At 68.9% G+C, this 17,218-nt stretch carries 15 protein-coding genes; 11 read left to right on the forward strand and 4 right to left on the reverse strand.

The features are described from left to right. Positions 1-366: 366 nt before the first annotated feature. The 4 genes from AB5J53_RS43915 to AB5J53_RS43930 all read left to right on the forward strand — a co-directional run bounded on the left by AB5J53_RS43915 (position 367) and on the right by AB5J53_RS43930 (position 2,740). Positions 367-621 (forward strand): hypothetical protein, encoded by a 255-nt coding sequence (locus tag AB5J53_RS43915; RefSeq protein ID WP_369251165.1) that lies wholly within the window; start codon positions 367-369, stop codon positions 619-621. A 27-nt stretch (positions 622-648) separates the two neighbouring features. Beyond that, the gene (locus AB5J53_RS43920) at positions 649-1,068 is read left to right on the forward strand and encodes an SsgA family sporulation/cell division regulator (protein WP_369251166.1); all 420 of its coding nucleotides are present in this window, start codon (positions 649-651) and stop codon (positions 1,066-1,068) included. Positions 1,069-1,138: 70 nt separating this feature from the next. Next, on the forward strand, positions 1,139-1,468 hold the full coding sequence (locus tag AB5J53_RS43925; RefSeq protein WP_369251167.1) for an NIPSNAP family protein: 330 nt from the start codon (positions 1,139-1,141) through the stop codon (positions 1,466-1,468). A 474-nt stretch (positions 1,469-1,942) separates the two neighbouring features. Further along, positions 1,943-2,740: a TetR/AcrR family transcriptional regulator gene (locus AB5J53_RS43930; RefSeq protein ID WP_369251168.1), complete on the forward strand. Its 798-nt coding sequence runs from the start codon at positions 1,943-1,945 to the stop codon at positions 2,738-2,740. 442 nt (positions 2,741-3,182) lie between these two features. Here the strand turns inward: AB5J53_RS43930 and AB5J53_RS43935 are convergent, their stop codons facing one another. The 3 genes from AB5J53_RS43935 to AB5J53_RS43945 all read right to left on the reverse strand — a co-directional run bounded on the left by AB5J53_RS43935 (position 3,183) and on the right by AB5J53_RS43945 (position 6,100). After that, a complete protein-coding gene (locus AB5J53_RS43935) occupies positions 3,183-3,401 on the reverse strand; it encodes a hypothetical protein (RefSeq protein ID WP_369251169.1) in 219 nt (72 codons plus the stop codon). Positions 3,402-3,496: 95 nt separating this feature from the next. Then, positions 3,497-5,320, reverse strand: a complete 1,824-nt coding sequence (locus AB5J53_RS43940) for a glycoside hydrolase family 15 protein (RefSeq protein ID WP_369251170.1) — start codon at positions 5,318-5,320, stop codon at positions 3,497-3,499. A 123-nt stretch (positions 5,321-5,443) separates the two neighbouring features. Next, on the reverse strand, positions 5,444-6,100 hold the full coding sequence (locus AB5J53_RS43945; RefSeq protein ID WP_369251171.1) for a TetR/AcrR family transcriptional regulator: 657 nt from the start codon (positions 6,098-6,100) through the stop codon (positions 5,444-5,446). A 914-nt stretch (positions 6,101-7,014) separates the two neighbouring features. On the opposite strand from AB5J53_RS43945, the gene AB5J53_RS43950 reads away from it, so the two are divergent. Next, on the forward strand, positions 7,015-10,236 hold the full coding sequence (locus AB5J53_RS43950) for a bifunctional cytochrome P450/NADPH--P450 reductase (protein WP_369251172.1): 3,222 nt from the start codon (positions 7,015-7,017) through the stop codon (positions 10,234-10,236). Between the two features lie 130 nt (positions 10,237-10,366). Next, on the forward strand, positions 10,367-11,413 hold the full coding sequence (locus AB5J53_RS43955; RefSeq protein WP_369251173.1) for a zinc-binding dehydrogenase: 1,047 nt from the start codon (positions 10,367-10,369) through the stop codon (positions 11,411-11,413). Between the two features lie 250 nt (positions 11,414-11,663). On the opposite strand, the gene AB5J53_RS43960 is transcribed toward AB5J53_RS43955, so the two are convergent. Beyond that, positions 11,664-12,404 carry an IclR family transcriptional regulator gene (locus tag AB5J53_RS43960; RefSeq protein WP_369251174.1) on the reverse strand — a complete coding sequence of 247 codons (741 nt, stop codon included), beginning with the start codon at positions 12,402-12,404 and terminating at the stop codon, positions 11,664-11,666. Between the two features lie 196 nt (positions 12,405-12,600). Between AB5J53_RS43960 and AB5J53_RS43965 the strand changes: the two genes are divergently transcribed. Genes AB5J53_RS43965 through AB5J53_RS43985 form a run of 5 tightly spaced genes read left to right on the forward strand, consistent with a single transcriptional unit; the run spans position 12,601 to position 17,158 of the window. Continuing rightward, positions 12,601-13,155 carry a 2,4'-dihydroxyacetophenone dioxygenase family protein gene (locus AB5J53_RS43965; RefSeq protein ID WP_369251175.1) on the forward strand — a complete coding sequence of 185 codons (555 nt, stop codon included), beginning with the start codon at positions 12,601-12,603 and terminating at the stop codon, positions 13,153-13,155. Between the two features lie 17 nt (positions 13,156-13,172). Then, complete coding sequence (locus AB5J53_RS43970) at positions 13,173-14,387, forward strand: CaiB/BaiF CoA transferase family protein (RefSeq protein WP_369251176.1); 1,215 nt, start codon at positions 13,173-13,175, stop codon at positions 14,385-14,387. Next, a complete protein-coding gene (locus AB5J53_RS43975; protein ID WP_369251177.1) occupies positions 14,374-14,919 on the forward strand; it encodes a MaoC family dehydratase N-terminal domain-containing protein in 546 nt (181 codons plus the stop codon). Before AB5J53_RS43970 ends, AB5J53_RS43975 begins: the two co-directional genes overlap by 14 nt. After that, the gene (locus AB5J53_RS43980; RefSeq protein WP_369251178.1) at positions 14,919-15,365 is read left to right on the forward strand and encodes a MaoC/PaaZ C-terminal domain-containing protein; all 447 of its coding nucleotides are present in this window, start codon (positions 14,919-14,921) and stop codon (positions 15,363-15,365) included. The genes AB5J53_RS43975 and AB5J53_RS43980 overlap by 1 nt, the downstream gene beginning before the upstream one ends. Next, positions 15,362-17,158, forward strand: coding sequence for an acyclic terpene utilization AtuA family protein (locus AB5J53_RS43985; protein ID WP_369251179.1), 1,797 nt, complete (start codon positions 15,362-15,364; stop codon positions 17,156-17,158). The genes AB5J53_RS43980 and AB5J53_RS43985 overlap by 4 nt, the downstream gene beginning before the upstream one ends. The last annotated feature ends 60 nt before the right edge of the window (positions 17,159-17,218 follow it).

Genomic DNA, 17,218 nt, shown 5'->3' on the forward strand with positions numbered 1-17,218 from the left:
GAGGGCCGCGCCGATGAGGGAAAGGGTGGGTGAACGCCCGGGAATTGCTGGGAAGTTGCTTGCCGGTGTGGCTGATCTCCTCGGTGTAGAGCCCGAGGTGGTCGATGCAGGTGAGCATCTTCCCGAAGGCCGGTCGGACTTCGTCCAGGCGGCCGACGCGGTCTCGGCGAGGACGCCGTGCTGTTCATGCCGCTGCCGGCAGTGCGGGCCATTTTCGCCGCGCCTCGACAGTTCCATACGTCGTATGGTAATCCTGGGGGGTACTTCCGTACGCCGTATGGAAGAGTTTGCTCGGATCACACCAGGCGCCGCATATCGCCTGCATGTAGCCGATGGTGCAGATCGCACAATCGGGAAGGAAAGACCATGAAGAAGCTCACGAGGCGCGTTGCCGTCACCGCTTTCTCTGTGGCGGTCGCGGGTGTCGCCGTTCTCGGCGCCGGGGGCACCGCTTCGGCCGCGACTTCTGCATCCGCGCACGTTCAGCGCCCGGCCCTCAGCGTCAACGCCGTCGACTACCGCTGGGACCACGGTGTCGGCTACCTGCTCGAACTGGGCTACTCCTGGGACGAGATCTATGGCTGGCACCACGACGGCCGGGATGAGATCAGCGGTCGCTGAACGCCGCTCAGGCAGGAGTGAAAGTCGATGGAGTCTTTGAAGACCGTCATGCAGGGGGTGGCCGTAGAGCTTGTTGTCTCGCGCACCTACTCGCTGTCGATGTGCATGAGCCTGCGCTACGAGCCCACTGATCCCTATGTCGTCCGTGCCACCTTTTTCACCGACACCGACGAGCCGGCCGAATGGGTCCTGGGGCGTGATCTTCTGGCCGATGGCCTGAGGGGTTCCGCAGGCTGTGGGGACATCCGGGTGTGGTCGGCCGTAGGCCGTGGTGACCATGCGATGTACATCGTCCTCGGGGCTCCCGCGGGCACCGCCTTGCTCGAGGTTCCCGTGCGGGACGTCAGGGCCTTCCTGGAGGACACGGAGGCGCTGGTGCCACGGGGTACCGAGTCCGGACACATCGACTGGGAGCTCGAACTGGCGAATCTGTTCGCGAAAGGCTGAGAGAAGCCTCCCAACCGCCGTGCCGCTGGGGACCTTTGACCCGGCGACAGAAGAGAAGGAAAGAGTGTTCATGTCCCAGTACCAGCTTCGTGTCTACACACTGCGCAGCCCTGAGGCGCTCGTCGCCTACGAGAACATCTGGGCGAAGCACATTCCCGGTATGGCCAAGCACAGGATCGCCACGCACGGCGTCTGGACGGTGCCCGCAACTCCTGGGAGTGAGGCGCCCCAGCTGTACGCCCTCGTTTCCTACCGGGACGCCGACGACGTTCAGGAGCGGCTGGAGGCGTACCTGTCCAGCCCCGAATTCCGCGCGGACATGGAGGGCTTCGACATCAGCCAGATCGTCGGCGTCGCCGAGTCCGTGCTGACGCCCACCGCCGACTCTCCCTTGCGGTGACGGGTACCGAGCCGCTCGAAGTCTGCGGCGACCTTCTCGGTCGTGTCACGCCGCGCAACTCCGCCAAGGCGCCCGCTGGACGGCAGCGGGCATGGACGAGACCGGCGAGGTCGGGGGGAGTTGCGGAGGACCCGGTTGAGTGCGTGCTTAGGGCGGGCTGTCGCCCGCAGAGCGCGCACGTGGATCCGCTGACGGTGTACACCACCAGGTCGGCCACGGATCGGTCGCCCGGCCCAGCCGCAGCGCACCGCGCATCTGCAGCGGCCGCATGGAGAGGGCCTTCCCGGATGTGATGGGTGCCTCCTCATACGCCGCAGCCTGAGCCCGCCCGACCACGGGCCGCAGGCGACTTCCAGGAACAGGAACCACGGCCCGTTCCGCCCGTTCGGGTGCCGTACGTAGGTCCGCAGGAGTGACCGTCACCACGGGCGGCGAGTCCCCCTCGCTGGCATACGGCTTGATAACGTACATCGTATGGAAAGAGCGAAGCGTACCCCTAGAGGTACTCGGAAGAGGGATGTGCCTCTGACCGAGGCAGGGATCTGCACCTCCGCCCTGCGACTCATCGACGCGGACGGGGTCGAGGCGCTCACGATGCGCAAACTCGCCGCCGCGCTGGACGCGAACCCAATGTCGCTGTACCACCACGTGCCGAACAAGGAAGCATTGCTGCGTGGCGTGGCGAGAATGGTCGGCGCCCGGTTCCGCACCGTGACACTGGAGGACGCTCCCTGGCAGGAGCGTATGCGCCTGCTTGCCGCGGATTTCCGGACGCTGGCACACCGCCATCCCAACCTCATGGCCTACTCGTTCAGCCAGCCGGACTTCATCCAGCCCGAAGATCCCTTCTGGGTCGCGCTCACCGCCGTGCTGGACGCCGCAGGGGTTCCGCAGTCGGATATCCCGCAGCTCGCCGCGCTCGTGTGCGCCGTCGTCACCGGCGTGATGATCGCCGAGCTCAACGGCGCGCTCCACCGGTGGTCGAACCTCCAGCCCACCACACCCGCCTCCGGCGAGGACGGGCCGACGAACGAGGGCTTTGGCGAGGACCGGATGTTCCGCCTGGTGCTGGACACGATCATCAGCGGCATGGAAAGTCGGCTCGCGGCCGATCACGCCGGTGGGCGCGACGGCCGGCCCCCGCAGAACTCCTTGCGTGCCTCCGGACGCATCCCCCGTCAACTCCGCCCACCGGCCGCACGCTGCGAAGGAGGGCCCCCGGGGAATCCCGTCTCGGACATGGCGGCCGGTTTCGACCCGAAAGAGCAGTGAGGGTCAAAAGCCTAGACATGCTGTTTTTGTTCAGCCCGGGGATGTGCTTGGCCCAGATGGTCTCGTAGGCGGCGAGCGCCTCGGGGGTGCGCAGTGTGTAGACAAGAAGCTGGTACTGGGACATGAAAACTCGGTCCCCTTGCGGTTCTCTGAGTGGGTGTCATGGGTGACACGGGACAGCGCGGGGGCAGGGCATGGCTATGGGCCACTTCACCGTGTCCGACCAGGTCATCGCCCTGACGGTGGTCAACTGCTGCCTGCCGGCGCTCCTGGAACTGTGGTTCAACCGGCCGGAGGCCGACGTTGGACGGGCAGGTGGCGCGGCCCGCGCAGCATGGCGTTCTGCCGGTTGGGGGGCGAGTCCTGGACCGGGCGTGCCGTGCCGAGGTAGGGGATCAGCGTGCTGGGTGCGGCATGGGCCTCGATGCGGGCGAGCGGTCCGCTATAAGCACAGGTGGATGCCGCTGCCGAAGCCAAGGTGCTGGTTGTCCGGGCGGGTCGGGTCGAACCGGTCGGGCTCGGGGAACCGCTTATCGTCCGGCACGGCCGTGACGTACAACAGGCCCTCCCCACCGTGCAGCTCGAACACCGCGGGCGCGAGAAACGGGCACCATGCATACCCTCGGCAGTGCATGAGGCCGACAATGGTCCGCATCTTCATCGCTTCGTCCGTTGTCTCACCCCCCTCTTCCCGCATGAGGGCGGAACGGGAGGCTCGCACGGCGACTCGTCGAGGGACGCCGCCGGGCCCGCCCGTCAGCCCAGGGCGCGGTCGAGGTTGAAGGCGGCGCTGATGAGGGCGAGGTGGGTGAATGCCTGGGGGAAGTTGCCCAGTTGCTGCCCGGTGTGGCTGATCTCCTCGGCGTACAGGCCTACATGGTTGGCGTAGGTGAGCATCTTCTCGAAGGCCAGGCGGGCTTCGTCCAGTCGTCCGGCGCGGGTGAGGGCCTCGACGTACCAGAAGGAGCAGATGGAGAACGTGCCTTCGTCGCCTTCGAGGCCGTCGGGGCTGGCCTCCGGGTCATAGCGCCAGACGAGGGAGTCGGAAACGAGTTCGTTGCCGAGGGCATCGAGGGTGGACAGCCAGACGGGATCGGTGGGGGAGACGAACTTGGTCAGCGGCATCATCAGCACCGCGGCGTCCAGTACGTCGCCCTCCTCGTGCTGGACGAAGGCCTGCCGGGTGGGCGACCAGCCCTTGTCCATGATCTGCCAGTAGATCCGGTCGCGGACCGGACCCCAGCGGCCGAGTTCGGCGGGCAGGCTACGGCGCAGGGCCATGCGGATGGCGCGTTCGATGGCGACCCAGCACATCAGCCGGGAGTAGAGGAACTTCTTCCGCCCGCCGCGGGTCTCCCACACGCCCTCGTCCGGCTGGTCCCAGTGCTCGCAGACCCAGTCCACCAGGGCGCACACCGCGCGCCAGTGGCCACTGGACAGGGGCCGGCACCACTTGTCGTACAGGTACACGGAGTCGATCAGAGCGCCGTAGATATCGAGTTGCAGCTGGGTGGCCGCGCCGTTGCCGACCCGCACGGGCGCCGAACCCCGGTAGCCCTCCAGGTGGGGCAGCTCGCGCTCGGGCAGCTCGGCCCGTCCGTCGATGCCGTACATGACCTGCAGCGGCCCGGACGGTCCGTCGTCGCGCCGGTCGATGTGCTGGGTGAGGAAGCCGATGAACGCCTCGGCCTCCTCGGCGAAGCCGAGTCTGAGCAGCGCGTAGACGGCGAACGCGGAGTCGCGTATCCACGTGTAGCGGTAGTCCCAGTTGCGGCCGCCGCCGAGCTGCTCGGGCAGGCTCGTGGTCGGGGCCGCCACGATCGCACCGGTGGGGGCGTAGGTGAGCAGCTTCAGGGTGAGGGCGGAGCGGTGCACCATCTCCCGCCAGCGGCCGCGGTAGCGGGACTGCTGCAGCCAGCGCCGCCAGAAGGCGACCGTGGCGGTGAACTCCCGCTCGGCCTCGGCGTGCGGGCAGCCGCGCGGCGGACTCTCGTCGGTGACCCGCTCGAGCGCGAAGACCGCCGTGTCGCCCTGGGACAGCGTGAACTCTGTCCGTACGTCCTTCCCGTCGGACTCGAGCGGCACCGTCGCGGTCAGCGTCAGCGACAGCGCCTCGGAAGCGAACAGAGCGGCGCCGTCCAGTATCCGCAGGGTGTGCGGTTGGGCGCCATAGCCGAAGCGGGGAGCCACCCGGGCTCGGAACGGGATCGTCCCGCGGACGCACACCACCCGCCGGATCAGCCGGTGGCGGTCGGACTCGCCGGCGTGTGTCACGGGCATGAAGTCCTGGATCTCCCCGAGCCCGTCCTCGGTGAAGAACCGGGTGATCAGTACGTTGGTGTCGGGGAAGTAGAACTGTTTCGTCTCGGCAGGCACGGCCGCGGACAGTTCGAACGCCCCGCCCAGGTCCGCGTCCAGGATGGCGGCGAACACGCTCGGGGAGTCGAAGGACGGGCAGCAGTACCAGTCGATGGTCCCGTCGGTACCCACCAGGGCCGCTGTGCGCAGATCCCCGATCAGGCCGTGCTCGGCGATCGGCAGGTACCGGGCTGACGTGTGCTGTGTCGGCGCTCCGGACATCGCAGCGGCCTCTCTACGCTCCTGCCTCCACTATGGCCCTTCGCTGTCGCGGCGGCACCAGGTCGGCCCGGCGGGGACGCCGCCGGACCGCGCACCGCCCCCCCCGGAGCCGTTCCGCTTCCGTCACGCCCTCTCGCGGGCTCGTGCGACATGGTTCTCCACTCCGGCGACCGCGGCGTTCAGCGTGGAGTTGAACATGGTGTCGATCACGTCCTTGGAGGGCGGGGGCGCGTCTTCCCCGTCGGGGCCCGACGGTGCCGGTGGCAGAGTGGCCCACCGCTGCAGTGCCCCGTTCAGTTCGCTGAGCAGCAGACCTGTGAACACACCGACCAGGGTCGCGGCGACGCGCGGAATCTCCTCCTCGGGCAGTTTCGCGGTGGCCAGGATGTTGATCAGTGCCTGCCAGAAGGGGTCCTCCGGCTGCACGTAGTCGGGGCGCGTGAAGGAATACCCCATCAGTTTCGGGTGACGGTGCGACAGTTCGCGGAAGTCCCGGGCCAGTTCACGCAGTCGGTCCTGCCAGGGGATGTCTCCCCGCTCCTCCGCGCTGAACTGCGAACCGACCCGGTGGGCCACGCCGCGCAGCACGGCGTCCTTGTTCGGCACGTGGTGGTACAGCGACATCGGGTTCGCGTCGAGCGCGGTCGCGAGTTTGCGCATGGTGAGCGCCTCGACCCCGTCGGCATCGATGAGCTGCAACGCCATGGCGTAGATGCCGTCCTTGGTGAGCGGTACGTCCCTCTTTCTCGTGCCCCGAGGGGGCTTCCGTTCAGTAGCCATACGGTGTATGGTACCAGCGTCGGCAGCAATAGTGGCACCTTGTCAGTCCCCCGTTCATCCGGCTTCGCGGCGGTGGGGCTGGTTGCGGTGCTGTGCGCGCTAGTGAACGGTGCCGACTGGCGGCGGGCGGTGGACAAGTCCCGGACTGGTGGCCTTGGTGGGCGACGAGGTCGTCAAGGCGCGCGCCTTGAACGGGAAAAGGCACGACTGGAAGCCGTGCTCGAGGAGTGCGGCAAGGCGCTCGAGCAGCGGCTTCAGTGCACTGCCGCCTGAACGCGTGCAGGCATAGAACCAGGCAAGGCGTGTCGGCCGCCCCCCTTCCGTGGTGTGCTCGCCTGCGGCAGCAGATCGCAGGTATGCCCTGCCGAGGGGACCTTGGCGAACCCGGCTTGCCCGCTCTCACGGACTGATGCCGGACCGATCGAGCGCGACGTGGAGATCAGAGGCGCAGCCGCGAGGCGGCACGCGCGCCTGCTCCTCCGGCGCTGCCGTCAGCCGCCAACGCGCATGGATGCAGACCTGGCCTCCGTGATGCGTACTGGCAGGCAGGGGGATTGGCTGCTCACCGGAATGTCGCCGGAGCCGCCGCCGCGGATCGTAGGTGTCCTCCACGGGTTGCACCCACCGGGGGAAGCCCTGTCAAGCCGCCGGCTGACGACGACCGGTCTCGCCCCTCGCCTCCTCCAGCCGGGAGAGCGTTCGGAAGCGCCTGATCTTGATGCGACCCCGCTGCGCGAGCGACGCCGTCCCTGATGAGCCGAACCTGTTTCTCGACCCCAGGCCTGCCGATTGAGGTTCCATACGTCGTATGGTATCACTGAAGGCATACAGCGTATGGAAATCGGGTGCCGCCGTACCGGCGCCCTGCCACACCGAATGGCGCCCTGCCCGCCTTTCCCCTCGAAGGAGCCACCATGACCACACAGCCCGAGACCGACCTGCGGCCCATCCGGTCTCCGCGGGGGGTCCCGCTCTTCGGCCACACGCCGCAGATCCCCAGCACCAACCCGGTGGAGTACTTCGGCAAGCTGTCCAAGCAGTTCCCCGAGGGCCTCTACGGCATGGAGATCGCCGGCATCGAGCAGGTCTTCGTCTGGGACCCGGACCTGGTGGCCGAGGTCTGTGACGAGACGCGGTTCTTCAAGCAGATCGACAAGACGCCGCTGGCCCATGTCCGGGACTACGCGGGAGCCGCCCTGTTCACGGCCCACCAGCACGAGGAGGAATGGGGCATGGCGCACCGAGTCCTCCTCCCGGCCTTCAGCCAGCGGGCGATGAAGGGCTACTACGGGCAGATGCTGGAGATCGCCCAGAACCTGGTGGGCAAGTGGGAGCGCAAGGAGGGCCAGCCGGTCAACATCACCGACGACTACACCCGGCTGACCCTGGACACCATCGCCCTGACGGGGTTCGGTTACCGGTTCGACTCCTTCGCCAAGGAGGAGTTGCACCCCTTCCTCAACGCGCTGCTGGAGGCCCTGATCGAGTCGATGCGGCGCTCGCAGGAGCTGCCGATGATGACCAAGATGCGCAAGGCCGATGACAAGAAGTACCGCGGGAACATCCAGCTGATGCGGGACCTGGTCGAGAGTGTGATCAAGGAGCGCCGCGAGGGGAAGGGCACCGGTGAGGACGACCTGCTGGGCCTGATGCTGGAGGCCACCGACCCGGAGACCGGCAAGCCGCTGGACGACGACAACGTCCGTGACCAGGTGCTGACGTTCCTGATCGCCGGTCACGAGACCACCAGTGGTCTGCTGTCGTTCGCCACGTACTCGCTGATGCGCAACCCGCACATCCTGGCCCAGGCCTACGCCGAGGTGGACCGGCTGCTGCCGGGTGACACGGTCCCGGACTACGACACGATCATGCAGATGGACGTGATCCCGCGGATCCTGGAGGAGACCCTGCGCCTGTGGGCTCCCATCCCGATGATCGGCAAGTCCCCGCTGGAGGACACCGTCATCGGCGGCTGCTACGGGCTGAAGAAGGGAGCGCGGGTCAACATCCTTGAGGGTCCGCTGCACACCCACCCCAAGGCCTGGGACCGGCCGGAGGAGTTCGACATCAACCGGTGGCTGCCGGAGAACCGGGTCAACCACCACCCGCACGCCTACAAGCCGTTCGGCAACGGCGTACGTGCCTGCATCGGCCGGCAGTTCGCGCTCACCGAGGCTCGTCTGGCCCTTGCGCTGGTGCTGCAGAAGTTCAAGTTCGCCGACATGAGCGACTACAAGATGGACGTCAAGGAGGCGCTGACCCGCAAGCCCGGCGGCTTCGAACTGAACGTGCGGGCCCGTCAGGAGCACGAGCGGACCGTTTTCGGCGCAGTGGACCTGCAGAGCGACGACACGCGGGCGCAGGCCGCGGTCAGCGGTGTGGGGGTGAACCTGACCGTCGCCTACGGCTCCAGCCTTGGCTCCTGCGAGGATCTGGCGCGCACGATCGCCGACCGCAGTGAGCGCTCCGGCTTCGGCACCACGCTGACGAGCCTGGACGAGCTGGGCGACAACCTGCCCACCGAGGGCCTGCTCGTCGTCGTGGCTTCCAGCTACAACGGCAAGGCCCCGGACAACGCGCAGCGTTTCGACGAGCTGATCGCCGCCGGACTCCCGGAGGGCTCGCTGTCCAACGTTCGGTTCGCGCTGCTGGGTGCCGGCAACACCCAGTGGGTGGCCACCTACCAGGGCTTCCCCAAGCGGATCGAGGCAGGCCTGCTGGCCGCCGGCGCCACCCGCGTCATCGAGCGCGGCATCGCGGACGCCGCCGGTGACTTCGACGGCATGGCCTCCCGCTGGATGGACACCCTGTGGGCCACGCTGGCCGAGGAGTACGCCGCCGACACCTCCGAAACCACCGGGCCGCGCTTCGAGGTGCAGCTGCTGACCGAGGCGGAGGTGCGTCCCGCGATCGTCTCCGAGCAGGCCTACCCCCTCACCGTGGTCGCCAACGAGGAGCTGGTCAGCGACGCGACCGGGCTGTGGGACTTCAGCATCGAGCCGCCGCGCCCGGCCGCGAAGTCCATCACCATCGAACTCCCCGACGGTGTCACCTATGACACCGGCAACCACTTGGCCGTCTTTGCCAAGAACGAACCGGCCCTGGTCAACCGTGCGCTGACGCGGCTCGGCGTCGAGTCCAACCAGGTGCTGCGCCTGGACCAGCCCGCCGGCGGCCGCACGCACCTCCCGGTGGGCACTCCCGTCACCGCGGGTCTGCTGTTCACCGAGTTCGTGGAGCTGCAGGACGTGGCCACCCGCTTGCAGATCCAGACGCTGGCCGGGTATACCGAGTGCCCGTGGACCCGGCCGCAGCTGGAGGCCTACACGGCCGACACCGCCGAGGCCGAGGAGGCTTACCAGAGCGAGGTCCTGGGCAAGCGGGTCTCCGTGCTCAACCTGCTGGAGCGCTTCCCGGCGGTCGAGCTGCCGCTGGCGGTGTTCCTGGAGATGATGGGCCCGATCCGCCCGCGGTTCTACTCCATCTCCTCCGCCCCGCTGGCCAATCCGCGGCACGTGCGGCTGACCGTGGGTCTGCTGGAAGGTCCGGCCCTGTCCGGCGACGGCCGGTACCGCGGCACCTGCTCCGCCTACATCGCAGGCCTCAATCCCGGTGACGTGTTCTACGGCTACGTGCGTGTGCCCTCCCCGACCTTCGCGCCGCCGGCCGACCCCGCCACGCCGCTGGTCCTCATCGGTCCCGGCACCGGCATCGCGCCGCTGCGCGGCTTCCTGGAGGAGCGTGCCCACCAGCACGCGAACGGCACCCAGGTGGGCCTGTCCCAGGTCTTCGTCGGCTGCCGCCACCCGGAGCACGACTACTTCTACGGCCAGGAGATGCAGGACTGGGAGCAGTCCGGGATCGCCCAGGTGCACACCGCCTTCTCCGCGGTGACCGGCCACCCGGCCCGGTTCGTCCAGGACGCCATCGTAGGTGCGGCCGACACCGTGTGGCAGGCCATCCAGGACGGCGCGTACATCTACGTCTGCGGCGACGGCCGCCGCATGGCACCCGCCGTGCGCGAGGCGCTCGCCGCCATCTACCGCAAGTACACCGGCAGCGACGACGAGGCCGCCCAGCAGTGGCTCGCCCAGCTGGAAGCGGACGAGCGCTACCAGCAGGACGTCTTCGCCTGACCCTCAGACGCCGGGAGGGTGCGGCGGTCCTGACACCCCGCACCCCTCCCGGCCACCACTCATCCACGAGGCACCACACGGCACCCATCGGCCCGAACGCCGGAGTGCCGCTCACAGAAAGCAGAGCACCATGGACACCATGCTCGCCGGACGCTTCCACCTGGACAGCAAGAAGTTCGCTGTGGAGGAGGTCCCCGTCCCCGTGCCCGGCCCGGGCGAGGTCCTCATCGAGGTCAAGGCCGCCGGCGTCTGCCTCTCGGACGTCCACCTGCTCGACGGCTCCCTTCCTCCGCTCTTCCTGGACTCCGACACGGTCACCGTCGGGCATGAGGTTTCCGGTGTGATCCACACCCTCGGTCCCGGCCTCAAGCGCGGCCTGACCGTCGGCACCCGCGTCACCCTGGAGGCCGGCAAGAGCTGCGGCCAGTGCGCCGGCTGCGTGCGCCGCCGCCCCTGCAGCCAGATGCGCACCGCCGGCATCGACTACGACGGCGGCTGGGCCCAGTACATGGTCACCCCCGAGGAGACCCTCATCCCCATCCCCGACAACCTCCCCTTCGACCAGGCCGCGATCATCCCCGACGCGGTCTCCACCCCCTACGCCGCCGTCGTCGCCACCGCCGGAGTCCGTCCCGCCCAGTCCGTCGGCATCTGGGGCGTGGGCGGAGTCGGCGCGCACAACGTACGCATCGCCCGCCTGGCCGGCGCCGCGCCGATCATCGCCGTCGACCCGCTGCCCAGCGCCCGCGAGCGTGCCCTGGCCTTCGGCGCGGACTTCGCCCTCGACCCGGCCGCCCCCGACTTCGCCGACCAGGTCCGCGCGGCCACCGGCGGACGGGGCCTGGACTTCGCCTTCGACTGCGCCGGCGTGCCCGCCGTCCGCGAACAGGCCGCCGCCGCACTCGGCCTGGGCGGAGTCCTCATCCTGGTCGGCATCAGCCCCAGGCCCCTCACCATCACCGAGGGTCTGACCTTCAACTACCTCGGCAAGCAGGTGCGCGGCCACTACGGCGGCACCCCCGAGTCCGTCACCGAGCTGGTCCGGCTGGCCGAAGTCGGCCGTCTCGACCTGGCCCCCTCCATCACTGACCACATCCCGTTCGCCGAGGCCGCCGACGCGGTCAACCGGCTGGAGAACAAGATCGGCGACCCGATCCGCCTCATCCTCGTCCCCTGACACCCGAACAGAACCCGTAGCTGAGCCAAAAGTTCATCAAGACCACCTCGGGCAGGGGTGAGTGGGCGCCGGTGCTTGAGGGAGCACCGGCGCCCACGGTCTTGTGCGGACGGTCAGTTCACAAGGTTTCTTGGTGAGCGCGGAACCGACAGGGGAGTTGGCCGCGCGGATGAGGGTGCGGCGGGCGGCGGCTGCCGCGACGGCTGGACATCACCGGAGGGCGACAGCCGGGTGCTCGCCGACGGGGGGATCAGGCGTGGTTGAGCCCGTACCGGGGGCCGAGAACGGCGACTGCCTTCTTGAGCTCCTCGCCGACGTCGTCGAGACGATCCGCCTCCGCGGGGTCGACGGCCGCGGTGATCGCCGCTATCGGACTGCCGTCGGCTGCCAACAGGGGCGTGGCCACGGCGAAGGCGTCCTTGAACGTGACTCCGCGGTTGAAGGCGAGTCGGCGGGAGCGGATCTCGGGGAGCTCGGCGAGGAACTGCCGGACCTCTCCTGCCTGTTCCGCACCGGCCAGCTCCAGGAGCCGGTACATCTCCTCGTCGGGGACGCTGGCGAGCAGAGTCTTGCCGGCAGCGGTCGTGAAGAGGGGGCGACGTGCGTGGGTGCGCGCGACGAAAGTCAGGCTGGGCGACTCCTGCCCCGCATGGTCGGCGTAGACGAGGGCGTCGCCGACGCGCACCCCGACCAGGACGGTGCAGCGGAGGACTTCGCTGAGCTCGACCAGGAACTGGTGATCGAGAGACAGCGCGGCCAGCTTGTTCGCGCGAGCGGCGACGATGAAGGGCCCTGGTCCGAGGTGGAACCGGCGGTCGTCCTCGATGAGGTAGCCGCGGGCGAGAAGTCCGTTGGTCAGCTCCTGAACGGAGCTCTTCGCCGCGTCCAGGGCGGCTGCCAGCTCAGCCAGCGTCACTCCCCGCGGGTTCATGGCCACGGCTTCGAGGATCCCGATCACTCGATCGACCGTGCGATGCGGGCGGACAGGCATGCGGCTGATGCTAGCACCGCCCTGTCCGCCAAAAGTCCGTGCACAAGCCTTGTCAGGGAGGCGTGGGTCGCCGTAGCGTCCCAGCCATCCGGAAATCCGGTTCACCGTACGGAAATACGTACGCCCCTCCATGCACCCCTACGCACCACCTCGCATGTCCCGGAAGGTCCACACTCGCAACGAAAGGCCCGAAAACATGACCGCATCTGTCTCTCCCGTCGTGGCCACCACCCGCAGCGGTGCCCCGCTGCCGCTCGTCTCCCTGCCGCAGGGTGAGTTGCTGACCGTCAACATCGACCAGATCCCGCTGTTCAAGGATCTTGTCGCCCCCGGCATTCACATCCAGACGCTGCGCCTGGACCCCGAGCGCGGAGAGTGGGTTTTCCTGTCCACCTTGGCACCCGGTGTCGAGCTGCCGATCCACTACCACACCGGTACGGCTCAGGTGTGGACGATCCAGGGCCGCTGGCTGTACCACGAGTACCCCGACCAGCCGCAGACGGCGGGCTCCTACCTGTACGAGCCCGGCGGCTCGGTGCACACCTTCTACACCCCCGAGGACAACACCGAGGACACCGTTGCCCTGGCCTGGATCGAGGGTGCGCAGGTCAGCTTCAAGGAGGACGGCACCTTCCACTCGGTCATGGACGCGGTGACCCTCCAGCACCTGACCGAGACCGCGGCGGCGGCGCAGGGCACCGGACCGGTCGGCTACATCCACGGCGGCGCCGCCGGCGTGATCAAGTCCTGATCGGCAGGGGAGCAGCCATGCGACCGGCGTTCGACGGCATCCGGGTCCTGGAACTGGGCCAGATCTACAACGGCCCCTACTGCGGGCTCCTGTTCGCACAACTGGGCGCCGACGTCATCAAGGTCGAGCCACCCGGCGGTGAGCCACTGCGCTTCCGCTCGCACGAGCCGATCGAGTCCCACGAGTTCGTGATGCTCAACTCCCACAAGCGGAGTGTGATGCTCGACCTGAAGACCGACGCCGGTCGCCAGGCGCTGCTCGACCTGGTCGAGACCGCCGACGTACTCATCGAGAACTACGCGCCGGGCACGATGGAGCGCCTCCAGCTCAGCCCGGCGCGGCTCCTCGAACACAACCCGCGTCTGGTGGTGGCCTCCGGCAAGGGCTACGGGTCCACCGGCCCCTACGCCCACATGTCGGCCATGGACATCACCGTGCAGGCGATGTCCGGAAGCGCCTCGGCCACCGGGGAGGCCGACGGGCCGCCGACCAAGGCCGGAGCCGCGTTCGTCGACTTCTCCGGCGGCATCCACCTGTTCGGGGCGATCAGCGCGGCCCTGTTCCAGCGCGAGCGCACGGGACGGGGGCAGATCGTCGAGGTCTCGATGCACGACACCGTCTACCCGATGCTCGCATCCAGCCTGGGCGGCCTGCACAACAACCCCGGCCGAGAGCTCCCCGAGCGCACCGGGAACCGGCATACGGGCATGGCGATCGCGCCGTACAACATCTACGAGGCGAGCGACGGATGGCTGGCGATCATCTGCATCGCCGAGCGGCACTGGCGCGGCGTGGCAACCGCACTGGGCCGGCCCGAGCTGATCGACGACCCCAGGTTCCGCACGCAGAAGGACCGGGTCGCCCACATCGACGCGGTCGACGAGGAGGTCTCTTCCCGCACCAGGACGCGGACGCGTGCGGAGCTGGTGCGGGACCTGCAGGCAGCCGGTGTGCCCTGCGCGCCGGTCAAGTCGATCCGCGAGGTCGACTCCGACGAGCACCTGATCCAGCGCGGCATGATCCAGTACGTCGAGCACCCGGCCAGGGGCCGGGTGCCGGTTGCGGGATGCCCTCTGAGGCTCAGCGACTCGCCGGTGGGCCCGCTGCGGGCCGCCCCGCCGCTGGGCGAGTCGACGCGGGAGGTTCTCGCGGAGCTTGCCCGCCACGCGGAGGCCGCAGGCGAAGCCGGCACCCAGATCAATGATGAGGATCCCAGGCATGTTCACACCTGAACCCGGTACTCCGCTGGCGGAGTACTACGACCAGACCCACCCGCGGACCGGAGCTGTCCTCTCGCGCCGGAGCCTCGGCACGCTGGACGCGGTGAGCATCGGCCGCTACGCACTGACCATCGGCGCCGCGGACCCGGTCCACTACGACGCCGCAGCCGCACGTTCGGCCGGGTACGCGGACGTCGTGGCGCCACCGAACATGCTCGCCGCGATCGTGGAGTGGGGCATCGGCACTCCCGAGGCCCAGCTCCAGCCCGACGGGACACCCCTCGGCGGTGACACACCCCTCGGTGACGGCGACCTCGGGCTGCGCGCCATGGGCGCCGGCGAAGAGATGGAGTTGGTCAGTCCCGTGACCGCGGGCACGGAGGTCATGCTCGAAACCACCCTCGAGGCGGTCACTCCCAAACAGACCCGCGCCGGCACCTGCGTGTTCGTCACCACCCTCCACACGTTCACGTCCGCCCAGGGTGCCGTCCTCAACCGCAACCGGCGCACCGTCGTACTGCGCAACCCCTTGCAGGAGTCGTAGTGTCCATCAACTACCAGGTCGGGGACACGCTCCCACGGCTCAAGCACACGGCCACGGCCTTTCAGCTGTTCCGCTACAGCGCGGTCACCTGGAACCCCCACCGCATCCACTTCGACGAGCCCTACGCACGCGAGGAGGGCCACGGCGGTCTCGTGGTGCACTCCCACCTGCGAGCGGCGCTCGCCCTGCGCTGTGTCACCGAGGCTCTCGGCCCCAAGTGGCGCGTGACGAAGGTCGCCTACCGCCTGCGCAAGCCCGTCTGCGTGCCCGCCAACCTGGCCTACACCGCGCGGGTGACCCACATCGAGGGCGACAGCATGACCCTCGAGCTCGCCGAGGAACACCCCTCCGGCGAGGTGGGGTTCGAAGGGACGGTACGGGTCAGCAGGGCCGAGGGAGAGAACGCCGGCGGTCTTCGCTCCTCTACACCGGAAGATTTGGCATGACGTCAGCATCAGAACGGGGCCTGCGCCCCCTCCGCGTCGGGAACTGCTCCGGCTTCTACGGCGACCGCGCCTCGGCCATGGCAGACATGGCCCGAGCGGGCGGCATCGATGTCCTCACCGGTGACTACCTCGCCGAGGTCACGATGCTGATCCTCGGGAAGGCGCTCACCAAGGACAGCACGAAGGGCTTTGCGACCACCTTCCTGCAGCACCTGGACGCGGCGCTCGAGCACCTCGTCGCCAACAGGATCAGGCTCGTCGTCAACGCCGGAGGACTCAACCCCGCCGGGCTGGCCGCCGCGACCCGCGAACTGATCGCACGCCACGGTCACGACCTGCGGGTCTCCCACATCGAAGGCGACGACGTCTTCGGCAGCCTCGACGGTCTGCGGCAAGCGGGCCAATACCTGCCGCACCTGACGAGTGGTCAGCCGCTGTCGGACTGGCCGCACCAGCCGCTGACGGCCAACGCCTACCTCGGCGGCTTCGGCATCGCGCGCGCCCTCCACAACGGCGCCGACATCGTCGTCACCGGCCGCGTCACCGACGCCTCTCTGGTCGTCGGTCCCGCCGCCTGGTGGTGGGGGTGGACGCCTGACGACCACGACGCCCTCGCCGGCGCGGTCGCCGCCGGACACGTCATCGAGTGCGGGCCTCAGGCGACCGGCGGCAACTTCTCCGGGTTCCGTTCCGTCCCCGACCTCGTGGAGCCAGGGTTCCCGATCGCCGAGATCGCCGCCGACGGCTCCTCGGTGATCACCAAGAACCCGGGCACCGGCGGCGTGGTCACCCAGGACACGGTCACCGCCCAACTGCTCTACGAGATCGGTGAACCCGCCTATCTCAACCCCGACGTGACCGCCCACCTGGACACCGCCACGCTGACAGACCTCGGCGAGGACCGCGTCCGGATCAGCGGCGTGCGAGGCTCGTCGCCACCCAGGACGACCAAGGTCGCGATCACGGGGGTGGGAGGCTGGACGAACAGCGTGATCCTGGCGCTCACCGGCACGGACCTCGACGCGAAGGCCGCCCTCGTGGAGCGATTCGTCCACCGCTACGGCGAGGCCGCCGGCGGGCTCGCCGCGGTCGCCGTCGAGCGCATCGGGCGGGCTCAACCCGATCCCGACACCCAGAACGCGGGAACCGAGCTGCTCAGGATCACCGTGCAGGGGACGCAGCAGGCCGCCGGGCGCGCCTTCTCGTCGCGCGTGATCGAGCTGGCCCTGTCCAGCTACCCCGGGCTGTACTCCCTCGGCCCTCCGCAACCGGGGTCCGCGTTCGGTGTCTACTGGCCCGCACTGCTCGACCAGCGGACGCTCCAGCACACGGTCCACCACTACGACGGCACGAGCGAGATCATCGCCCCCGGCAACCCGGACGGCGCCGGTGGCGAGGTAGTGCCGCAGGCCGAGCCGGCGCTCGCGCCATCGGTGCCTGCGCCGCGGGCGGACGAACTCGTCGTCGCCCCACTCGGTGAGATCGTGCACGCCCGCTCCGGCGACAAGGGCGGCGACGCGAATCTCGGCGTCTGGGTACGCGACCGTGCGGCATGGGACTGGCTCAGGTCCACCCTCACCATCGACGAACTGCGACGCCTTCTTCCCGAAACACGCGCCCTGGAGATCTCGCGCCACGAACTCCCCAACCTGGGCGCGGTCAACTTCCTCGTCCGAGGGTTGCTCGGGACCGGCGCCACCTCGACACTGCGCCTGGACTCGCAGGCCAAAGCACTCGGCGAATGGCTGCGCTCACGCACTATCAAGGTGCCGCGATCTCTGGTGCAATCCTGAGGACGCCATGACCCACGACAGGCCTCACGGGTGGACGGCAGCTGGCGCGGCCCGCGGAGC

This window comes from Streptomyces sp. R41, from assembly GCF_041053055.1.
Lineage (GTDB): Bacteria > Actinomycetota > Actinomycetes > Streptomycetales > Streptomycetaceae > Streptomyces.